Consider the following 16621-nt stretch of genomic DNA (forward strand, 5'->3'; position numbering starts at 1 on the left):
TGAAGCGGCGTATTTTCCACGAACGGAATTCCAAAAAAGACGGGAAACGCGAAAAAATATCGCTCAAATCCAACGAAATCGTCAGCCGATGGCCGCTGCTTTTTCCAGAAGGTCGGCATAGTGACGCCGCGCCACGTCGGGATGCGACCGCAGGCGGCTTTTCAGCACATTGGTTCCGACGTTGCGGAAGAGCGGATTGTCGGGATCGCTGGCCGGGCCGCGCGCTTCGGCAGCGAGCTCCTCCGGCAGGTCGAGCAGCGGGATAATGGCATCGAGCCGGGCGCTGAAGAAGAACGGCACCGAAATGCGTTCGACGCCGGCCGGCGGCGTGACGACGCGATGCACAGTCGCCCTGAGATAGCCGTTCGAGGCGAGCTCCAGCAACTCGCCGATGTTGACGACGAGCGTTCCCGGGATCGGGTCGACATCGACCCAGCTGCCGTCATATTCGACCTGGAGGCCCTTGTTCTCGTCCTGCAGCAGAAGCGTGAGAAACCCGCCATCCTTATGCGCGCCCACGCCCTGGTCGTCGCCGGTGGCATTGCGGCCGGGATAGCGCACGATCTTCATGCGATGGTTCGGTTCGCCGCGATAGATCGGATCGAAAGCGTCCTCCGGCTGGTCGAGCGACAGCGCGAAGGCTTTCAGCAGCCGGATCGCCACATCGGTCGCCTTGGCCTGCCAGGCAAGCAGCGCGGGCTTCAGATCGGGAAGCGCGGCAGGCCACTGGTTCGGACCCTGCAGCCGCGTCCAGGCCGGCACGCCCGGCCTTTGCGCAATCGTCGTGCGCTCGACGCCGATGTCGAGCTGCTCGCGCCAGTCGGCCTTGCCTTTGGTCAGCTCGCCGCCGGCGCGCGTATAGCCGCGGAACTGCGGCGACTTGACCATTTCGATGTCGAGCTTGTCTGCTTCCGGCAAGGCGAAGAAGCGGCGCGCGGCGCCCAGCACTGCATCGATCTCCGGCTGGGTGATGCCGTGGCCGCTCAGATAGAAGAAGCCGACATCGCGCGCGGCGGTACGCAGATCGAACAGAAACGTCCGCAGTTCCGATGCGCCCTGCTCCAGGCGATCGAGATCGAGCACCGGGATTATTCTGGCCATGGACAGGCTCCTCTTGGCGGTAACTCTTTGTTTTTCGCAATCCCGGACGGAAAACTGCTGCGCACTTTTCCTGGAATTGCTCTCTTTAGTTTTGGCGCAATTCCGAACGGAAAACCGCTACGCACTTTTCCTGGAATTGCTCTAGCGACCCCTTGGCACGATGACATGCGCGCCATTGCGGGTGAAGAAACGCACCGCCCAATCTCGTTGCAAACGGAGCAAGCCGGCGCTCAATTCCCGTCTTTTGCGGCAAATTGCGTTCGCGCCGGCGCCCTTGCTCGCCCGGTCAGCGATGATCCAGCCGCGCGACGAGCCGGTCGCCGATCCACTGGATGCCGCAGACCAGCACGATGAGAACGACGACCACCGCGACCATGACGCTGGTCTCGAAGCGTTGGTAGCCGTAGCGGATGGCCAGATCGCCGAGACCGCCGGCGCCAATGGCGCCGGCCATGGCCGAGGCGCCGACCAGCGTCACCAGCGTCACCGTGAAGCCGGCGACGATGCCCGGCAGCGCCTCCGGCACCAGCACCTCGCGGATGATCGTCCAGCGATTGCCGCCCATGGCGCGCGCCGCCTCGATAAGGCCGTGGTCGACCTCGCGCAGCGAGACTTCGGCGATGCGGGCGTAATAGGGCGTGGCGGCGATCGACAGCGGCACGATCGCCGCCCAGGTGCCGATCGAGGTGCCGACGATCAGCCGTGTCACCGGGATCAGCGCCACCAGCAGGATGATGAAAGGCACCGAGCGGAAGCCGTTGATGACGGCGCCGAGAGTACGGTTGACCCAAAGGCTCTCTGCGATGCCGCCGCGATCGGTGGCGACCAGGGCAAGGCCGAGCGGCAGGCCGAAGACGAGCGAGATGATACCGGACGCGCCGGTCATCAGCACGGTCTCCCAGATCGAGCGAAGCAGGAGTTCAAACAGGACCGGCGACATGGCCAAGCACCTCCACCCGCGCGCCGCGGTCTTTCAAGAAAGCGATAACCGCCGCCAGATGCGCGGCGTCAGCTCCAGGAATCGCCACGAACAGCGTGCCGACGGGCTGCTGTTGCACATGATCGATGCCGCCATGCACAAGCCGGAACGGGCCGGGCACACTGGCGCTCAGCTCAGACAGCAGCGGGCGATGCGCTACCTCGCCGGCCACATCGATGCGCAGAATCGTTTCCCCGCCCTCGCCTTTGGCCAATCGGCTGGCGATCTCGGGCGGCAGCTGCGGCCGGATGCCGCCGAGCAGGCTGCGCGTGATCTCCGATTTCGGATCGGCGGAGACCTGCCAGACGGCCCCCTCTTCGACAATCCGGCCGGCATCGATCACCGCCACGCGGTCGGCGATGGAACGGATCACCTCCATCTCATGCGTGATGAGCAGGATGGTGAGGCCGAGCCTGGCATTGATGTCTTTCAGCAGAGCAAGAATGGAACGCGTCGTCTCCGGGTCGAGCGCCGAGGTCGCCTCGTCTGACAAAAGCAGCGCCGGTCGCGCGGCGAGCGCCCTGGCGATGCCGACACGCTGCTTCTGTCCGCCCGACAGCGACGCCGGATAGGCCTTGGCCTTCTCCGACAGACCGACGAGCTGCAGCAGTTCCGCCGCGCGGGCCAAGCGCTCGGCGCGCGGGCGGCCCTCGATCTTGAGCGGCAGCGCGACATTCTCCTCGACGGTCTTGGCCGACAGAAGGTTGAAGTGCTGGAAAACCATGCCGATGCGGCGGCGCAGCGGCTGCAACTCGCGTTCGCTCAGGCGGCCGATTTCGCGGCCCTCGATGAAGACCTCGCCGGAATCGGGCCGCTCCAGCCCGTTCAGGCAGCGGATCAGCGTCGACTTGCCGGCGCCGCTGCGGCCGATGATGCCGAGGATTTCGCCCTTCTGAACAGTCAGCGAGACGCCGTCCAGCGCCGCCGTCGCGCCGAAGCGGCGCTTCAGGCCGACGAGGCGGACAACGTCTTCCCGCCCGGTCGGCTGGATGTGGATCGGGTCGGCGCGTTCGGCAGTGACATGCTGGTTCATTTCCATGTCCGTTTCTGTGCCGCGCAAACGCGACGGCGGCCCGCTCAGCAGCGGGCCGCCTATTTCTGGCAGCCAGGCGCCGATCAATAGGCGCTGATCCCGGTGCCCTTGTAGACCTTGTCGAACTCGGCCTTCACCGTTTCGTTCTGGTAGGAAGCGACCAGCGTCTTCACCCAGGGCTCGCTTTCGACTCCGGCCTTGACGGCGATGAAGTTGCGGTAGGGATTGTCGGCGACCGGCTCCTGCGCGATGCGGTTTTCAGGGCCGAGGCCGCTCTTCAGCGCCCAGTCGGTGTTGACGACGGCGGCGTCGAGATCGTCCACCGAGCGGCCGACGATGCCGGCGTCGAGTTCCTTGATCTCGAGCTTCTTCGGGTTGTCGGCAATGTCAGCGGTCGTCGCCAGGATGCCCGTGCCGTCCTTGAGCTTGATCAGGCCTTCATGCTCCAGGACATGCAGTGCGCGCCCTTCGTTGGACGGGTCGTTCGGCAGGCCGATCACCGCGCCTTCCGGCAGGTCGGCGACCTTGGCATGCTTCTTCGAATAAAGGCCGATCGGCCAGACGCCGGTATAGCCGACCGGCACGATGTGGTAGCCTTGTGTCTTGATCTGGTTGTCGAGGTAGGGCTTGTGCTGGAAGGCATTGGCGTCGATCTCGCCGCGCTCCAGCGCCTCGTTGGGCTGGGTGTAATCGTTGAAGACGACGGTCTCGATGGTCAGCCCTTTCTTGGCCGCCTCGGCCGTGACGACGCGCCAGACATCCTCATCCTCGCCGCTGATGATGCCGACCTTGATCGACTTCTTGTCCTCGCCGAAGGATGGCGACGGCGCACCAAGGCCGATGACGGCCAATGTCGTGGCGAGAAGCACGCCAAGTCCGGCGCGCCTGGTGATTGACCTAACGAGAGACTTTGAAGCGTCGGACATGATGCGTTCCTTGCAATCCTGAAATCAGTTCGGCTTGGCGGAATGCGAAGCCTTGTTCACAGCATCACCAATGCTGCCCGGCTGGGCAAAGAAGCGCTTTTCCTCTCGGACGGGAGGCGGAAAATATTCTCTCAAAGATTTTGAGACTTGGAGAACACCGGCTGCTCGCAAGCCGGCTATGATCCGGTGAAGGCCGAAGCGGTAACGCTTACGAGGCCCGCTGCGCGGCGCGCCAGCTCACCCGGCCATTCCCCTGCAGGCGAGCCACAGTCGGCAGGCCTCGCGCTTCCTGAACGCCGAAGCCCAATCGTGTCAGGCTGGCTCGTGCCAGGGCCGCATTGCTGTCGACGACCAGCAGCCCATTCGGATCGTTCAGGCTGGCCGCCACCACGGACAATTCAGTGCAGCCGAGAAGCGCTGCATCGGCGCCGGCCATTTGCGCGAGATGAAGCGCGCGCTCGGTCTCAGTCGCGGCTTCCGCAATCGAACCGGCCTTGACGAGCATGATCGCGCTGTCGACGCGCTCCTGAAATTCGGCGTCCTGCGGAAGGCAGAGGTCGAATCCTGCCGCCGATATCCTGTGCTGATAGAAGCCGGAAACCAGGGTGCCCCGGGTTGCGAGGTTCGCGACCCTGCCCTGGTCCAGGCTGCGGCGGATTTCCGCCACCACCGCGTCGCCGATGTGGATGATCTCGGCGCGCGAGTTCGCCGCCAGTTTGTCGTACCAATGATGGGCGGTGTTGCAGGGCATGGCGATATAAGAAACGCCGAGCGCGTTGAGCGTTGCGACCGCAGCGTGCAGCGGCGCCAGCGGCCCGTCATGGCCAGCCATGATCGCTTCGGTCCTGTCGGGCAGTTGCGGCACGCTGAGGATGACGGAAGGCACATGCTCGTCGTCGCGCAGCGCCTCGGTCATCCGGGTCAGCTTGAAGTAGAAGTCGGCCGATGCGAGCGGCCCGAGACCGCCGATGATGCCGAGCCGCGGACGGATGCCGTCGTCGATCATCGGGCGGGCTCGGCTTCGAGCTCTTGCGCGACGGTTTCAGCGGCCTGCGCAGCTTCCCGATGGCTGGGCGCGATCATTGCCGTGCTTGCGGCCACGGTGGAGACACTGGACAGCGTCATCAGCGTGTCCACGGCCGCGTCCACCGCTACGAACAGGACGAACGCCGCCTCGAAGGGAAGCTTCAGATAGCCACAGACAATGGACATCTGCGACAGGATGAGCAGGCTGCCCATGCCGCCTGTCGTCAGCGCCAGAAGCGCGGAGACGACACCGACAAGCAAGAGGTCCGGGATCGCCAGGGGATGGCCGTAGAGCTGGGCGATGAACAGGACGCCCGAGGTGTAGACCAGCGCCGGGCCGGTCCGCAGAAGCGCAGCCTGCAGGGGCACGAGCAGCTCGACGACCACCAGATTGAACCTCAGGCGCTCTGTCAAAAGGTTGATGACCCAGGGCAGCGAGGCGACCGTGGAGCGCGTTGTGATGGCCACCATCAGAAGCGGCTGAAGGGTCTTGATCGTAGCCCAGTAGCTCCGCCGCGAGCGTATGGCGATGACGGCAAACGCGCCGGCGAGGAATGTCACGCAGGAAAGGCCCATCACCAGCAGGTAGCCGCCCATCAGCATCAGCGGCTTGACGCCGGTCGACGCGGTCTGGTCGGCGATCAGGACGAAGGTCGCGAAGGGCAATCCCCAGACGAACCAGTTGGTCAGCACCGTGCAGGCCTTGTACACCGCGTTGAGCGCCTGGGAGAGGCTGAGCGACGAGGGCTGGGGAATCCTGCCCATTGCAAGCCCGAAAAGCAGGCAGAACAACAGGACCTGGATGGTCTGGCCCGAGGCCAGCGCGTTGAAGACGTTGTTCGGCACCAGATCCAGGAAGATCGAATTTCCGCTGTTCGGATCCCCGGTCGACGGCGGCGGCTGGAAGGGGAATGCGAGATCGGTGGAGACGCTGCCTTGCGAATTGATGAACTCGCCGAGCTCGATGCGCGACTGCGGGTTCTCGATCTGGCCGGGCTTGAGGATCAGCGAATATGTGCCGCTGACCAGCACGGCGAGGAACGACACGACCAGTACCGCTATGCCGACCTTGCCGAGATAGCGGACCGATTTCGGGTCCTGGACCATGGCGGTGATGGAGAAGATCACCGACGAGACCAGGTAGGGCAGGACGACCATCTTGAGGAAATTCAGGTAGACCTGCGCGATGGGGCTGATCGCATGGGCGAAGGCCGGGTAGTAGAGGCCGCACAGGATCCCAGCCAGGATCATGATGATCGTCGTCGCCGGCGAGCGCAGGATGCGCTTTGCCGCCAGGCGCCAATCGAAAGGCATGGCTGCGGCTACATCCGAGACGGCCATTGTCAGACTTTGCTCCGCTGGCGATAACGCGCGATGATCTCGTCTGTGTTGAGGACCTGCTGGCCTCGCGCGAGATCGAGATAGAGATCGACGAAGGCCGCAAGATGCGGGTTGTCCGGACTGATGCCGACGGCGATCGTGTCGACCTTGTCGGTCAGCGTGATCGAGCGCGCGACCACCGTCATCGACGGATCGTCGACCATCAGCTTCTTGATCTCGAAATCGTCACGATAGGCGAGGTCGATCGTGCCGTTGCGGATCGCATCGATGACCGTGTTCCAGCCGGCGAAGCGCTGGATCGTCGCGTGCGGAAACGTGGCGGCCGCGTAGGTGGCGAAGGACGAGCCTTCGATCACGCCGAGATCGCCGGAGAAGTCGCGGATGATCTGCTCAGGCGGCTTGCCTTGCGTGATGCGCGCCAGGTTGACGCGGTTCGCCAGCAGCCCCTGGTGCAGCATGGCGTATGGCCGCGAATAGAGGATCGAGCGGCCGCGCCGCAGGGTGCGGCTCAGCTTGCCGATCGCCAGGTCCGCCTGGCCCGACGTCAGCTGCTGCACCATGGCGTCGAAGGTCCCGGCTGATCGGTCGAACACTGGTTCGACGCCGAGTTCCGCGGCTATGCCACGCGCCAAGTCCATATCGATGCCGCTGTCCCCAGAGCCGTCGGCCGGGAAGAAGGGATCGGAAGCGAAAGCCGGCATGGCGATGCGCAGCTTGTTGTCGCTGACGATGGGTTTGGGAGCGTCTTGCGCCTGGGCCGGCGTGGCCAGCGCCTGCGCCTGCGCGAGCAGCAGCCCTCCGCCTCCGGCTGCAAACAGCGTGCGACGTGTGAGCGGCATGCGCATTTCTCTATCGTGCAGGAGAGCCGGACAACAATTCTGACCGATGCGCAGTATGCACGCCGAAGTTAAGTAAAGGTGTCTTTTGTTTTGCGCTTTTTTACATTGCAGACGGCCGAAATGGTCTCAGGATACATGCGGACTTTCTAAAATAAACGAGTCCGCGGCGGGGCGTGTTGTTGCCCGGTTCGTGCGAGGGATCGTCAGAACGTCTCGACCCAGGGCCTCAGCTCGACCTCGAAGCTCCACGCGCTGCGATGCTGGCGATGGACGGCGAGATAGGTCTCGGCGATCGCATCGGGCGAGAGGCGACGATCCGGCCGGTCGGACTCGGGCACCTGTCCGGCCGGCTCGATCTGGCCGTCGATGATGAAATGCGCGACGTGGATGTTCTTCGGACCGAGCTCGCGTGCCATCGATTGCGCCAGCCCGCGCAGGCCGAATTTCGGCATGGCGAAACCGGCGGAACCGGAGAACCCTTTCAGGCTTGCGCTGGCGCCGGTGAACAGGATCGAGCCGGAACCACGTGCAAGAAGCCGGCGCGCCGCCTGCTGGCCGACAAGGAAGCCGCCATAGGCGCCGACGAGCAGGGCTTGCTTGACCGCTTGCGCGTCGAGTTCGGCGATTGGGCCGCGCGTGCGGCCGCTGGCGTTGAAGACGGCAATTTCGAGGGGACCTGCCTTGTCGGCCGTCTCGAAGAGGCGCTCCACGGAGGCTGCGTCCGATACGTCCGTTTCGACGGCCTGCGCGCCGGTTTCCTTGACCAGCGCGGCCAGTTTGTCGACGTTGCGGGCGGCAAGGACGACACGGAAATCCTGCTTGGCGAGAAGCCGCGCCAGCGAGGCGCTTAACCCGGAACCGGCGCCCGCGATCACTGCAACATTGGCTGCCATGGTGTTTCCTCCTTACGATAATCCATCCGGGCAGTCGCCCGGCCGATGGTCTTTGTTCGCAGCCTCGCGCCTTCTTCGCCGAGAGGCAAGAACGGCGTCGCTCCGTTTTCACCATTCGATGCAAAAAGCCGTCGGTCTATGCGCCGCCTGCTCGGGTGTAGCGAGACACTTGCCTGCCGCGCCGATCCGTCCGACACGTGAATGAAGGGCGATTCGAGGAACGACCATGGAACCAATCTGGGCCGTCGGCCTGATGACCGGCACGGTGCTCGACGGCAATATCGACGTGGCGCTGATCAAGACGGACGGAGAGCGCATCGCCGACACCGGCACCTACACGCTGGCTCCCTATCCGCAATCGATCCGCGCCCTGCTGGAAGAAACGCTGCGCCAGGCGCGCGCCTGGAATTTCGAAGGGCCGGAGCCGGCGATTTTTCGCGAAGCCGAGGAGGCGCTGACGCGCGCGCAATCGGCGGCGGTCAGGGATCTGGTCGAGAGCCAGGGCATGAGCATGGCCGATATCGGCGTCGTCGGCTTCCACGGCCAGACCGTGCTGCATCGCGCCCCGCAGCCGGGACGCATCGGCCGCACCCGCCAGCTCGGCGATGGCGAGCTGATGGCCTCGCTGCTCGGCACCAAGGTCGCCTATGATTTCCGCTCGGCCGATGTCGCGGCCGGCGGGCAAGGCGCGCCTTTGGCCGCCGCCTATCATGCCGCGTTGCTTAAAGAGGCGGACGCCAGCGGCGACACCGCGGTGCTCAATCTCGGCGGTGTCGGCAACATCACATGGTGGGACGGCAAAGACGCAATCGTCGCCTTCGACACCGGTCCGGCCAATGCGCCGGTCAACGATTTCATCAAGTCGAAAGGCCTCGGCGAGATGGACCGCGACGGCAGGCTGGCCGCCGCAGGCAAGGTCGACGAGGAACGGCTCGCCAGGCTCTTGCAGCATCCGTACCTGACGAAGCCCTATCCGAAATCGCTCGACCGCTTCGACTTCACCGCGGCGATGGCCGAAGGGCTGAACGCCGAGGACGGCGCTGCGACGCTGACCGCCTTCACCGTCTCGGCCGTCGGCAAGGCGCTCGACCTGTTGCCGCGGCGACCGAAGCGGCTCGCGGTCAGCGGCGGCGGTCGTCACAACCCAACGATGATGGCAATGCTCGAGAGCCGCGCCGGCGTCGAAGTGGTGCAGGCCGAGACGCTCGGATGGAAGGGCGACGCGGTCGAAGCAGAGTGTTTTGCTTTCCTCGCCGTGCGCGTGCTGCGCGGCCTGCCGATCAGCTTTCCGAGCACCACCGGCGCGCCAAAGCCGATGCGCGGCGGAAAACTGGCGGGCTGATCAGGCCGACAGCTTCTTCTGCAGGAAGACACGGCTGCGGCCGATGGGGGAGTCAGGCAGCGTGCCGAACGGTTGATAGCCCTGGCGCTGGTAAACCTTCTCGGCGATCGGATTGAAAGTGTCGATCCAGGCGCCGTGGCAGCCGCGCGCGGCAGCCTCCTGTTCGGCCGCGTCGAGCATGCCGGCGGCAATGCCTTTTCCGCGCAGTCTTTCGTCGACCCACAGCCACTGCACGTAGAGCCAGCCCCAGGCGGTGTAGCCGGAAATACCGGCAACGAGGGCGCCGGTTTCCCCGCGCACGAAAACCGCGAGCGACTTTCGGCCTGACGCTCCGACATCGGCATCGTTGAAAGCGGTAAGGCTTCCGCCCAGGAAAGCGAGGTCCTGCGGCGAGGGCTCGGCGGTGATCTCGAGACTCGTCTTCATCGGCTGCGACTCCGGTTCGCAAGCCAGCCTTAGAGCAATTCCAGGAAAAGTGCGAAACAGTATTCCAGCCGCAAGCGAAGACTGAGGCCTGTTACCGAGGACCGACTGACCGCCACGCCGCTGCGCCCGCCGCCACCAGCATCAGTGCCGCCGCGATCAGCGCGCAATTGGCAAAACCGAGGCCGGTGTAGAGCGGGCCGAAGCCTGCCGTGCCGATGGTGACGGCGAGATAGGTGACCGCGCTGTTCAAGCCCATGATGGTGCCGCGCCGCGCCGGGTCGAGCGCGGTGAGGCGCATGACCAGCACGTTCAGCCCGAAATGGTTGGCAAGGCCCCAGACCGCGATCGTCGCGATCAGCAGGCCGAAGCCGCCGCTTGCCAGCGCGATCGCGACATAGACGGCGGCGACCAGCAGATAGGCAAAGGGCATGACGCGACGGGCGCCGAGGCGATCGATAACGCCGTCGAGCAAGGCGGCCGCGCCGAAGCCGAGACCATAGGCGACGGCCGCCAGGCCATTGGCGCTGACCGGCTCGCCGAGGGCTTGGTGGAGATGATCGCCGAGATAGCCGTAGACGCCGTAGAAGGCGGTCATGAAGGCGCCGCAGGCAATGAGCAGCGGCAGAATGCCGGGAACGGCGAGCGCGCCGAGCGGCGACGGCGCAGGGCCGCTTTTCCCGGTGTCGTGCAGCGAGCTCATCGCCAAACCGGCAACGGCCGCTCCTGCGAGCATTGCAACGGCCGCGAAGACGGCGCGCCAGTGGATGAGATCGGCCAGCACCGCCGACAGCGAGACGCCAGCGACCATGGAAAGCGTCCAGCCGGTCAGCACGACGCCGATGGTGCCGCTCTCGCGGCCGGGCGGCGCGATCGCGGCCGAGCTGGCATAGATCGCCGGCATGGCGATACCGGCGGCGATGCCGGCAACGAGCTGGGCGGCCACCAGCATCGCCACCGTCGGCGCCAAGGCGCTGGCAACCAGCGCGATGGTCAGCAGCAGCAATGCGCCCTGAAGCATCCGGCGCGCGCCGATCCGGTCGATGTAGCGGGCAAGGAAGAGCGCGCTGGCCGACGTGCCGAGGCCGAAGGCGGCGGCAGCCGACATCACCGCCGGCACGCTGGCGCCGAACGATGCCGCGACGGCCGGCGCGATCGGTCCGAGAACAAGCGAATTGGAGCCGATGACGGCGATGCAGCCGGTCAGCAGATAGGCCGCGGCCGGGATCGACGCGCGCGGCGCCTCGGTTATGATTGCTGATTGATTGCTGTTCGACATATCATCATAATGGCCGAATTAAATTCCGCATCAATGGAGAATTTCCATATGGACGCAGAAACAGATGACATTCAGCGGAACAAGCATCCGGCCCGCGAGGTCGACCCGATCGACCGAAAGATATTAGGCGTCCTCGTCGAGGACGCGACCATCAGCTATGCCGAGCTCGGTGAGCGCGTCGGCCTGTCGGCGCCGGCGGCGCATGAGCGGGTCAAGCGGCTGAAGCGCAGCGGCGCTATCCGCGCCACATCGGCGATCATCGATCCGAGGGCGGTGAACAAGCCGCTGCTTGCCTTCGTGCATATCGACACAAGGGGCTGGGGCAAGACGCCGGAGCTGATGGCGGTCTCGAAATATCCGGAGGTCGAGGAGATCCACACGGTCGCCGGCGACACCTGCATGCTGCTCAAGGTGCGCACCGAGGACACGCGCGCGCTGGAGGGCCTGCTGGCCCGTCTCTACGACACGCCCGGCGTCACCTCGACGCGCAGCTATGTGGTGCTCTCGACTTATCTCGAGCGGCCAGTGCAGCCCGAGATCACCAACGAATGGCCGGCACCGAAACATATGGCGACACCGGTTTATTAAGTCGCGGTGAGCTGGCGGCGCGTGGAACGCGCCAGCAGGTAAAACGCCGCGACATGCGTGATCATCAGCAGCGGCACGTAGAGGATGGGGATCGCGTAAGCCGCGCCCAACTGTCCGGCATGGCCCGGAAGGTCGAGCGCGACGCCGTGATAGTAGTCGACGACGATGTCCACCACGCCTACGAGGTTAAAGGTCACGACCAGCGGCCAGAAGATCACAGGCCTCGCGACGGTGAATAGCGCCAGCGTGGCGAGCAGGCCGGTGGCGAAGTCGCCATAGGCGGCGAAGCTTGCGAAGGCAGGTGCAAGGTCGGGGCCGACGACGCCAGGGATGAGGAAGACGAGCCCGAAGAAGCGGAAGCTGTGCAGCGTTGCGATGGCGCGCTGCGCCTCTATCGGCTCCATCGACCTCAGCCTTGGCCAGATATAGGCGGCGAAGCAAAGCAGCCACGGCACGTAGCCGAGCACGAGATGGATGTTGAAGATCATCGCAGGTGACATCTTCGCCCCGATCAAGCCTTGGCCGGAACGGCCTCGAACACTGCCGTCAGAATGCCCAGCCGTCCCTCCATGAGATTGCGCCCGAGATTGGTGGCGAAGTCGGCGAAACCCTGGCCCATGACGACCCCGAGATTGAGCGACGGCGGCGGGCCGGAGGCACGGAGCTCGGCGAACCAGGCCTTGGCGGCAGCCGTGTCGTCACGGCGGACGAGCGTGCCGAAGCCGGCGGCTTCGATCGCCTCGCAGGTCGCCTCGGCCGTCAGCAGGAAGCTTTCGCCCGGCGTCTTCGCCCAGGGCACCGGATAGAGCGGATCGCCGCCATTCAGCACGACGTCGAAGGTCGCGAATTTTCCGCCCGGCTTCAGCACGCGCCTGATCTCGCGGTAGAGCAGCGGCCGGTCGGCGATGTTCATCGCCACATGCTGCAAGAGCGCGGCATCGAAACGGCTGTCTTCGAAAGGCAGCGCCAGCGCGCTGCCGGCTTCGAACGACACTTTGTCGTCTTGGCCGGTGCGCGTGGTCAGATAGCGCGCGGCCTCGACGAAGGGTTCGCTGAGATCGACGCCGGTCACCGCGCAGCCATAGGTCTCGGCAAGAAAACGCGCCGGCCCGCCGACGCCCGATCCGACGTCGAGCACGGAGATATCGGCCTTGATGGCGGCAAGATCGGCGAGCTCCGCCGTCGCGGCCAGCCCGCGGGTATGGAACTGGTCGAGGGTCGCCAGCTGTTCGGGCTTCAGCCGCTGTTGCTCAGGCCCAAACACCGCCAGTGCATTCTTCAATCGATCGGTCAAGCCGGTCGCGCGATAGTGATCGCGCACGCGATCGAGTTCATCGGTCATTGCCACTTCCCTTCAGGCTTCCAAAGTCATGGAAGAAATACGGCCGCTTTCCGCGAACCACTATCCACGATAATGTCGATGGGTCATGAAGCAGAACTTCACAGTCAGGCACGGCGCGCTCGACGGCGTCGAAGCATTCCTGAGCGTCGCAAGGCATCGCAATTTCCGCAAGGCGGCGGCCGAGCTCGCCGTCACGCCGTCAGCGATCAGCCAGGCGATACGAACGCTCGAGGCGCGCATCGGCACCGCGCTGTTCATCCGCACGACTCGCAGCGTCGGCCTTACCGAAGCCGGCGAGCGCTTCTTCGCCCGCGCACGGCCCGCCTTCGAGGAACTGATCGCGGCGAGCGAGATCGCGCGCGGGATGGGCCAGCGGCCGGCGGGGCTCTTGCGCCTCTCGGTACCGCCGGCCGTGGTGCCGATGCTGCTGGAGCCGATGGTCGCCTCCTTCTGCCAGACCTATCCCGAGATCGAGCTGGAGATCGTCGCCAGCGGCGAGCTCGCCGATCTCGCCGCCGAGGGATTCGACGCCGGCATCCGGATGGGCGACTTGATCGCGCCCGACATGGTCGCGGTCCGCCTGACGCCCTCCTTTCCGATGGCGGTCGTCGGCAGTCCGGACTACTTGCGCCAGCGCGCGGCGCCCGAGCGCATCGAGGATCTGCGCGACCATGCCTGCCTGCGCCTGCGCCGCTCGAATGGTTCGGTCGCGCCCTGGTCCTTTGTGGACGGCAACAAGGCCGTCGAGGCAATCGTGTCGGGACCGCTCATCGCGCACGACTATCCGTCGCTGCTCGGCGCGGCGATCCAGGGTGTCGGGCTGGCGCAGGTGCCGGGCCCGATCGCCGAAGCGCCGATCGCCGACGGGCGACTGCAGGCACTGCTCGGCCGCTTCGCGGTAACCACGCCGGGCGTTTTTCTCTATTATCCGGAAAGGCACCAAGTGCTGCCCAAGCTGCGCGCTTTCATCGACCACATCAGGCAGCCGGGCGGCGCTGACGCCGCCCCGAAGCGATCAGGCCGGCAACGGTTAAGCTGACGCTTCGAATGCCCGTGAAGACAGCTGAGCCAGGCAATAATCCGCTCGACCGAACAGAGCGGCTTCGGCGATGCCGGCCGCATGCGCCGCGCCTTCATGAGGAGCTTCGGCCAACCACCGCAAGCGATCCGGCGTGCGGGGGCGCGAAGGTAACGCTTCTAAACCCTTATCCCTTGTGCCACGCAAGCATTCTGCGGATCTCCTCGCGTTTTTCTTGCGACAGACCCGAGAGTAAGTCCTCGTCCAGATATCCTTGCCGGATGAGAGTTGCGAAAACGACGGTCAGTTGCGAATAGCGATAGTCGAACGTCCGATCCAAATCGCGACGTTGCTCCTTCAGATAGTCCTCGACCTCCCACATCTCGGAGGGTGTGGTCGCGGCGTTCGCCCGTCTTTTGAATTCGGTCATGATGCTGGCCAGTGCCCTCTCAAGGGCCTTGTCATATGCGGCGCGGGCAACTTTCTTTTCAGAGGGCGACCAACTAAGCTCATTCAAGGTCATAGGACATCTTCCACGAAGGAGTCGGGCGGTGGATATTATCCTAACCGGGTCGCCTTTGTGACCTGTTTTCCGCTTCGCCGCACCTTGGCGAAACACCGCGCATGGCGGCCATCATTCTGCGGCGCGAGATGCGATCAGTGATCGAATACGTTCCGCATCCGACTGCGTGACGGGATTGTAGACGATCATGCCGAGTTCCGGGCGGCCGTCGACCGCGAAGACCGAGAACTCCAGCTCGATCAGTCCGATCTCGGGATGCCGCAGACGCTTCACGCCCTCGCCATGCGCCGCAACGACGTCATTGTCGCGCCACAGTGCCGCGAACTCGGGGCTGATCCTGGAAAGCTCCTCGACCAGTTCCGTGACCTCCGCGCCGGCGCCGGCGCGGACGGCGTCGGCTCTGAAGGATCCGACCACGAAACGCGCGACGCTCTGCCAGTCGTCCTGCGCGTCACGCACGCGCGAATTGCCGAACATCAGGCGCAGGATGTTGCGCTGCTCGCGCGGCAGCTTGGAATAGTCCGTCAGCATCGCGGCCGCCGCACGGTTCCAGGCAACCACGTCCCAGGTCGCGGTCTTGATGATCGCCGGGCTCGGGTCCAAAGCGTCGAGGACACGCTGGAGTCGCGGCGTCACGCTGTCCACGCTTTTGTAGCGAACTTCCGGAGGCCGCCCGAGACCAAGCATGAACAAATGCTCGCGTTCGGGCTCGGTCAGCATCAGCCCGGTCGCGATGCGGTTCAGCACGTCGGCAGACGGCGCGCCGCCCCTCCCCTGCTCCAGCCAGGTGTACCAAGTCGGGCTGATATTGGCGCGCTGCGCCACCTCCTCGCGGCGCAAACCTTGTGTGCGCCGGCGCCCCGTGGCGAAGCCGAAGGCGGCGGGATCGAGGCGCATGCGGCGATCGCGAAGAAAGGTGCCAAGCCTGTTGGTCGTCTCGACGGGCATTGCGAACCTATTGACTATTATACCATGATGAAGTCACTACTTTAACAGAATGAGTTACAGCGCAAATAAGGCCTCCGAACAACCACAGGAGACCTTTCCATGCGTGTATTCCTTACCGGCGCGACCGGCTTCATCGGTTCCAGAATCGTGCCCGAACTTCTTGCCGCCGGCCATAAGGTGCTTGGCCTGACCCGCTCCGATGCCGGCGCGCGGTCGCTTGTCGCCGCAGGCGCCGAGCCGCATCGCGGCGACCTCGAAGACCTCGACAGCCTGCGCGATGGCGCGGCGAAATCGGATGCGGTGATCCACACCGCCTTCGACCACAATTTCTCGAATTTCGCGGCGAATTGCGAAAAGGACAAACGCGTCATCGAAGCGCTGGGCGGCGCGCTCGCCGGCTCGGACCGGTTGCTTATCATCACGTCCGGTGTGGGCATGGGTTCCGCCGAGCACGGACAGCCGGCGAGAGAAGACGTGTTCAACACCGACCATCCCAATCCGCGCATCCTGTCGGAGCTCACCGGCGCGGCGATGGCCGAGAAGGGCGTCAAGGTATCGGTGGTGCGACTGCCGCAGGTGCATGACACGGTGAAACAGGGCCTGATCACACCGCTGATCGCGCAGACGCGCGCCAAGGGCGTGTCGGCCTATCTTGGCGAAGGCCGCAACCGGTGGTCGGCGGCGCATGTGCTGGATGTCGCGAAGCTCTACCGTCTGGCGCTGGACAAGCAGGAAGCCGGCGTGCGCTACAACGCCGTCGCTGAGGAAGGCATCCCGGTGCGCGAGATCGCGGAAGTGATCGGTGCCGGTCTCAACGTGCCGGTGGTCTCGCTCTCGCAGGAAGAGGCTGCCGACCATTTCGGATGGCTCGCCATGTTCGCCGGCCTCGACATGCCAGCGTCGAGCGAATGGACGCGCGCGCATCTCGGCTGGCAGCCGACCGGACCCGGCCTCATCGCCGATCTCGAGCGAATGGATTACGCGCAGGCGGTCGCAGCCTAGGCTGGTCCTCCGGCGGGT

At 65.0% G+C, this 16621-nt stretch carries 18 protein-coding genes and 1 pseudogene; 5 read left to right on the plus strand and 14 right to left on the minus strand.

The window, feature by feature from the left end:
• Positions 1-81: 81 nt before the first annotated feature.
• The 8 genes from FJ423_RS20300 to FJ423_RS20335 form a co-directional block, all read right to left on the minus strand.
• Positions 82-1101: an isopenicillin N synthase family oxygenase gene (locus FJ423_RS20300; protein ID WP_140844295.1), complete on the minus strand. Its 1020-nt coding sequence runs from the start codon at positions 1099-1101 to the stop codon at positions 82-84.
• Positions 1102-1387: 286 nt separating this feature from the next.
• A complete protein-coding gene (locus FJ423_RS20305; protein ID WP_140844297.1) occupies positions 1388-2041 on the minus strand; it encodes a methionine ABC transporter permease in 654 nt (217 codons plus the stop codon).
• Positions 2022-3113 (minus strand): methionine ABC transporter ATP-binding protein, encoded by a 1092-nt coding sequence (locus tag FJ423_RS20310; protein ID WP_140844299.1) that lies wholly within the window; start codon positions 3111-3113, stop codon positions 2022-2024. Before FJ423_RS20310 ends, FJ423_RS20305 begins: the two co-directional genes overlap by 20 nt.
• A gap of 83 nt (positions 3114-3196) precedes the next feature.
• The gene (locus FJ423_RS20315) at positions 3197-4039 is read right to left on the minus strand and encodes a MetQ/NlpA family lipoprotein (protein WP_140844301.1); all 843 of its coding nucleotides are present in this window, start codon (positions 4037-4039) and stop codon (positions 3197-3199) included.
• Positions 4040-4247: 208 nt separating this feature from the next.
• Positions 4248-5045: an amino acid racemase gene (locus tag FJ423_RS20320; RefSeq protein ID WP_140844303.1), complete on the minus strand. Its 798-nt coding sequence runs from the start codon at positions 5043-5045 to the stop codon at positions 4248-4250.
• The gene (locus tag FJ423_RS20325) at positions 5042-6406 is read right to left on the minus strand and encodes a cation:dicarboxylase symporter family transporter (protein WP_140844305.1); all 1365 of its coding nucleotides are present in this window, start codon (positions 6404-6406) and stop codon (positions 5042-5044) included. The genes FJ423_RS20320 and FJ423_RS20325 overlap by 4 nt, the downstream gene beginning before the upstream one ends.
• Positions 6407-6408: 2 nt before the next feature.
• Complete coding sequence (locus FJ423_RS20330; RefSeq protein WP_181174854.1) at positions 6409-7245, minus strand: transporter substrate-binding domain-containing protein; 837 nt, start codon at positions 7243-7245, stop codon at positions 6409-6411.
• A 203-nt stretch (positions 7246-7448) separates the two neighbouring features.
• Positions 7449-8138, minus strand: coding sequence for an SDR family NAD(P)-dependent oxidoreductase (locus FJ423_RS20335; protein ID WP_140844309.1), 690 nt, complete (start codon positions 8136-8138; stop codon positions 7449-7451).
• Positions 8139-8364: 226 nt separating this feature from the next.
• Between FJ423_RS20335 and FJ423_RS20340 the strand changes: the two genes are divergently transcribed.
• Entirely contained in the window at positions 8365-9480 is a 1116-nt protein-coding gene (locus FJ423_RS20340) for an anhydro-N-acetylmuramic acid kinase (protein WP_140844311.1), read from the plus strand.
• Here FJ423_RS20340 and FJ423_RS20345 read toward each other — a convergent pair whose 3' ends face one another.
• Complete coding sequence (locus FJ423_RS20345) at positions 9481-9906, minus strand: GNAT family N-acetyltransferase (RefSeq protein ID WP_140844313.1); 426 nt, start codon at positions 9904-9906, stop codon at positions 9481-9483. It lies immediately after the preceding gene.
• 91 nt (positions 9907-9997) lie between these two features.
• Complete coding sequence (locus tag FJ423_RS20350; RefSeq protein ID WP_140844315.1) at positions 9998-11182, minus strand: MFS transporter; 1185 nt, start codon at positions 11180-11182, stop codon at positions 9998-10000.
• 48 nt (positions 11183-11230) lie between these two features.
• Here FJ423_RS20350 and FJ423_RS20355 point away from each other — a divergent pair, with 48 nt between their 5' ends.
• The gene (locus FJ423_RS20355) at positions 11231-11770 is read left to right on the plus strand and encodes an Lrp/AsnC family transcriptional regulator (protein ID WP_140844317.1); all 540 of its coding nucleotides are present in this window, start codon (positions 11231-11233) and stop codon (positions 11768-11770) included.
• On the opposite strand, the gene FJ423_RS20360 is transcribed toward FJ423_RS20355, so the two are convergent.
• Positions 11767-12270 carry a hypothetical protein gene (locus FJ423_RS20360; protein WP_140844319.1) on the minus strand — a complete coding sequence of 168 codons (504 nt, stop codon included), beginning with the start codon at positions 12268-12270 and terminating at the stop codon, positions 11767-11769. The genes FJ423_RS20355 and FJ423_RS20360 overlap by 4 nt on opposite strands.
• An 11-nt stretch (positions 12271-12281) precedes the next feature.
• On the minus strand, positions 12282-13112 hold the full coding sequence (locus FJ423_RS20365; RefSeq protein WP_140844321.1) for a class I SAM-dependent methyltransferase: 831 nt from the start codon (positions 13110-13112) through the stop codon (positions 12282-12284).
• Between the two features lie 85 nt (positions 13113-13197).
• Between FJ423_RS20365 and FJ423_RS20370 the strand changes: the two genes are divergently transcribed.
• Both FJ423_RS20370 and FJ423_RS34240 read left to right on the plus strand, forming a co-directional pair.
• Entirely contained in the window at positions 13198-14151 is a 954-nt protein-coding gene (locus FJ423_RS20370; RefSeq protein ID WP_140844323.1) for a LysR family transcriptional regulator, read from the plus strand.
• Between the two features lie 51 nt (positions 14152-14202).
• Positions 14203-14304: pseudogene (locus FJ423_RS34240) on the plus strand (GlxA family transcriptional regulator); the annotation flags it as partial.
• Between the two features lie 13 nt (positions 14305-14317).
• On the opposite strand, the gene FJ423_RS20380 reads toward FJ423_RS34240, so the two are convergent.
• Positions 14318-14653 (minus strand): hypothetical protein, encoded by a 336-nt coding sequence (locus FJ423_RS20380; protein WP_176477114.1) that lies wholly within the window; start codon positions 14651-14653, stop codon positions 14318-14320.
• A 111-nt stretch (positions 14654-14764) separates the two neighbouring features.
• On the minus strand, positions 14765-15601 hold the full coding sequence (locus FJ423_RS20385) for a helix-turn-helix transcriptional regulator (RefSeq protein WP_140844325.1): 837 nt from the start codon (positions 15599-15601) through the stop codon (positions 14765-14767).
• 99 nt (positions 15602-15700) lie between these two features.
• Here FJ423_RS20385 and FJ423_RS20390 point away from each other — a divergent pair, with 99 nt between their 5' ends.
• Positions 15701-16603 carry an SDR family oxidoreductase gene (locus FJ423_RS20390; RefSeq protein ID WP_140844327.1) on the plus strand — a complete coding sequence of 301 codons (903 nt, stop codon included), beginning with the start codon at positions 15701-15703 and terminating at the stop codon, positions 16601-16603.
• The last annotated feature ends 18 nt before the right edge of the window (positions 16604-16621 follow it).

Source organism: Mesorhizobium sp. B2-8-9 (assembly GCF_006439475.1).
GTDB lineage: Bacteria > Pseudomonadota > Alphaproteobacteria > Rhizobiales > Rhizobiaceae > Mesorhizobium.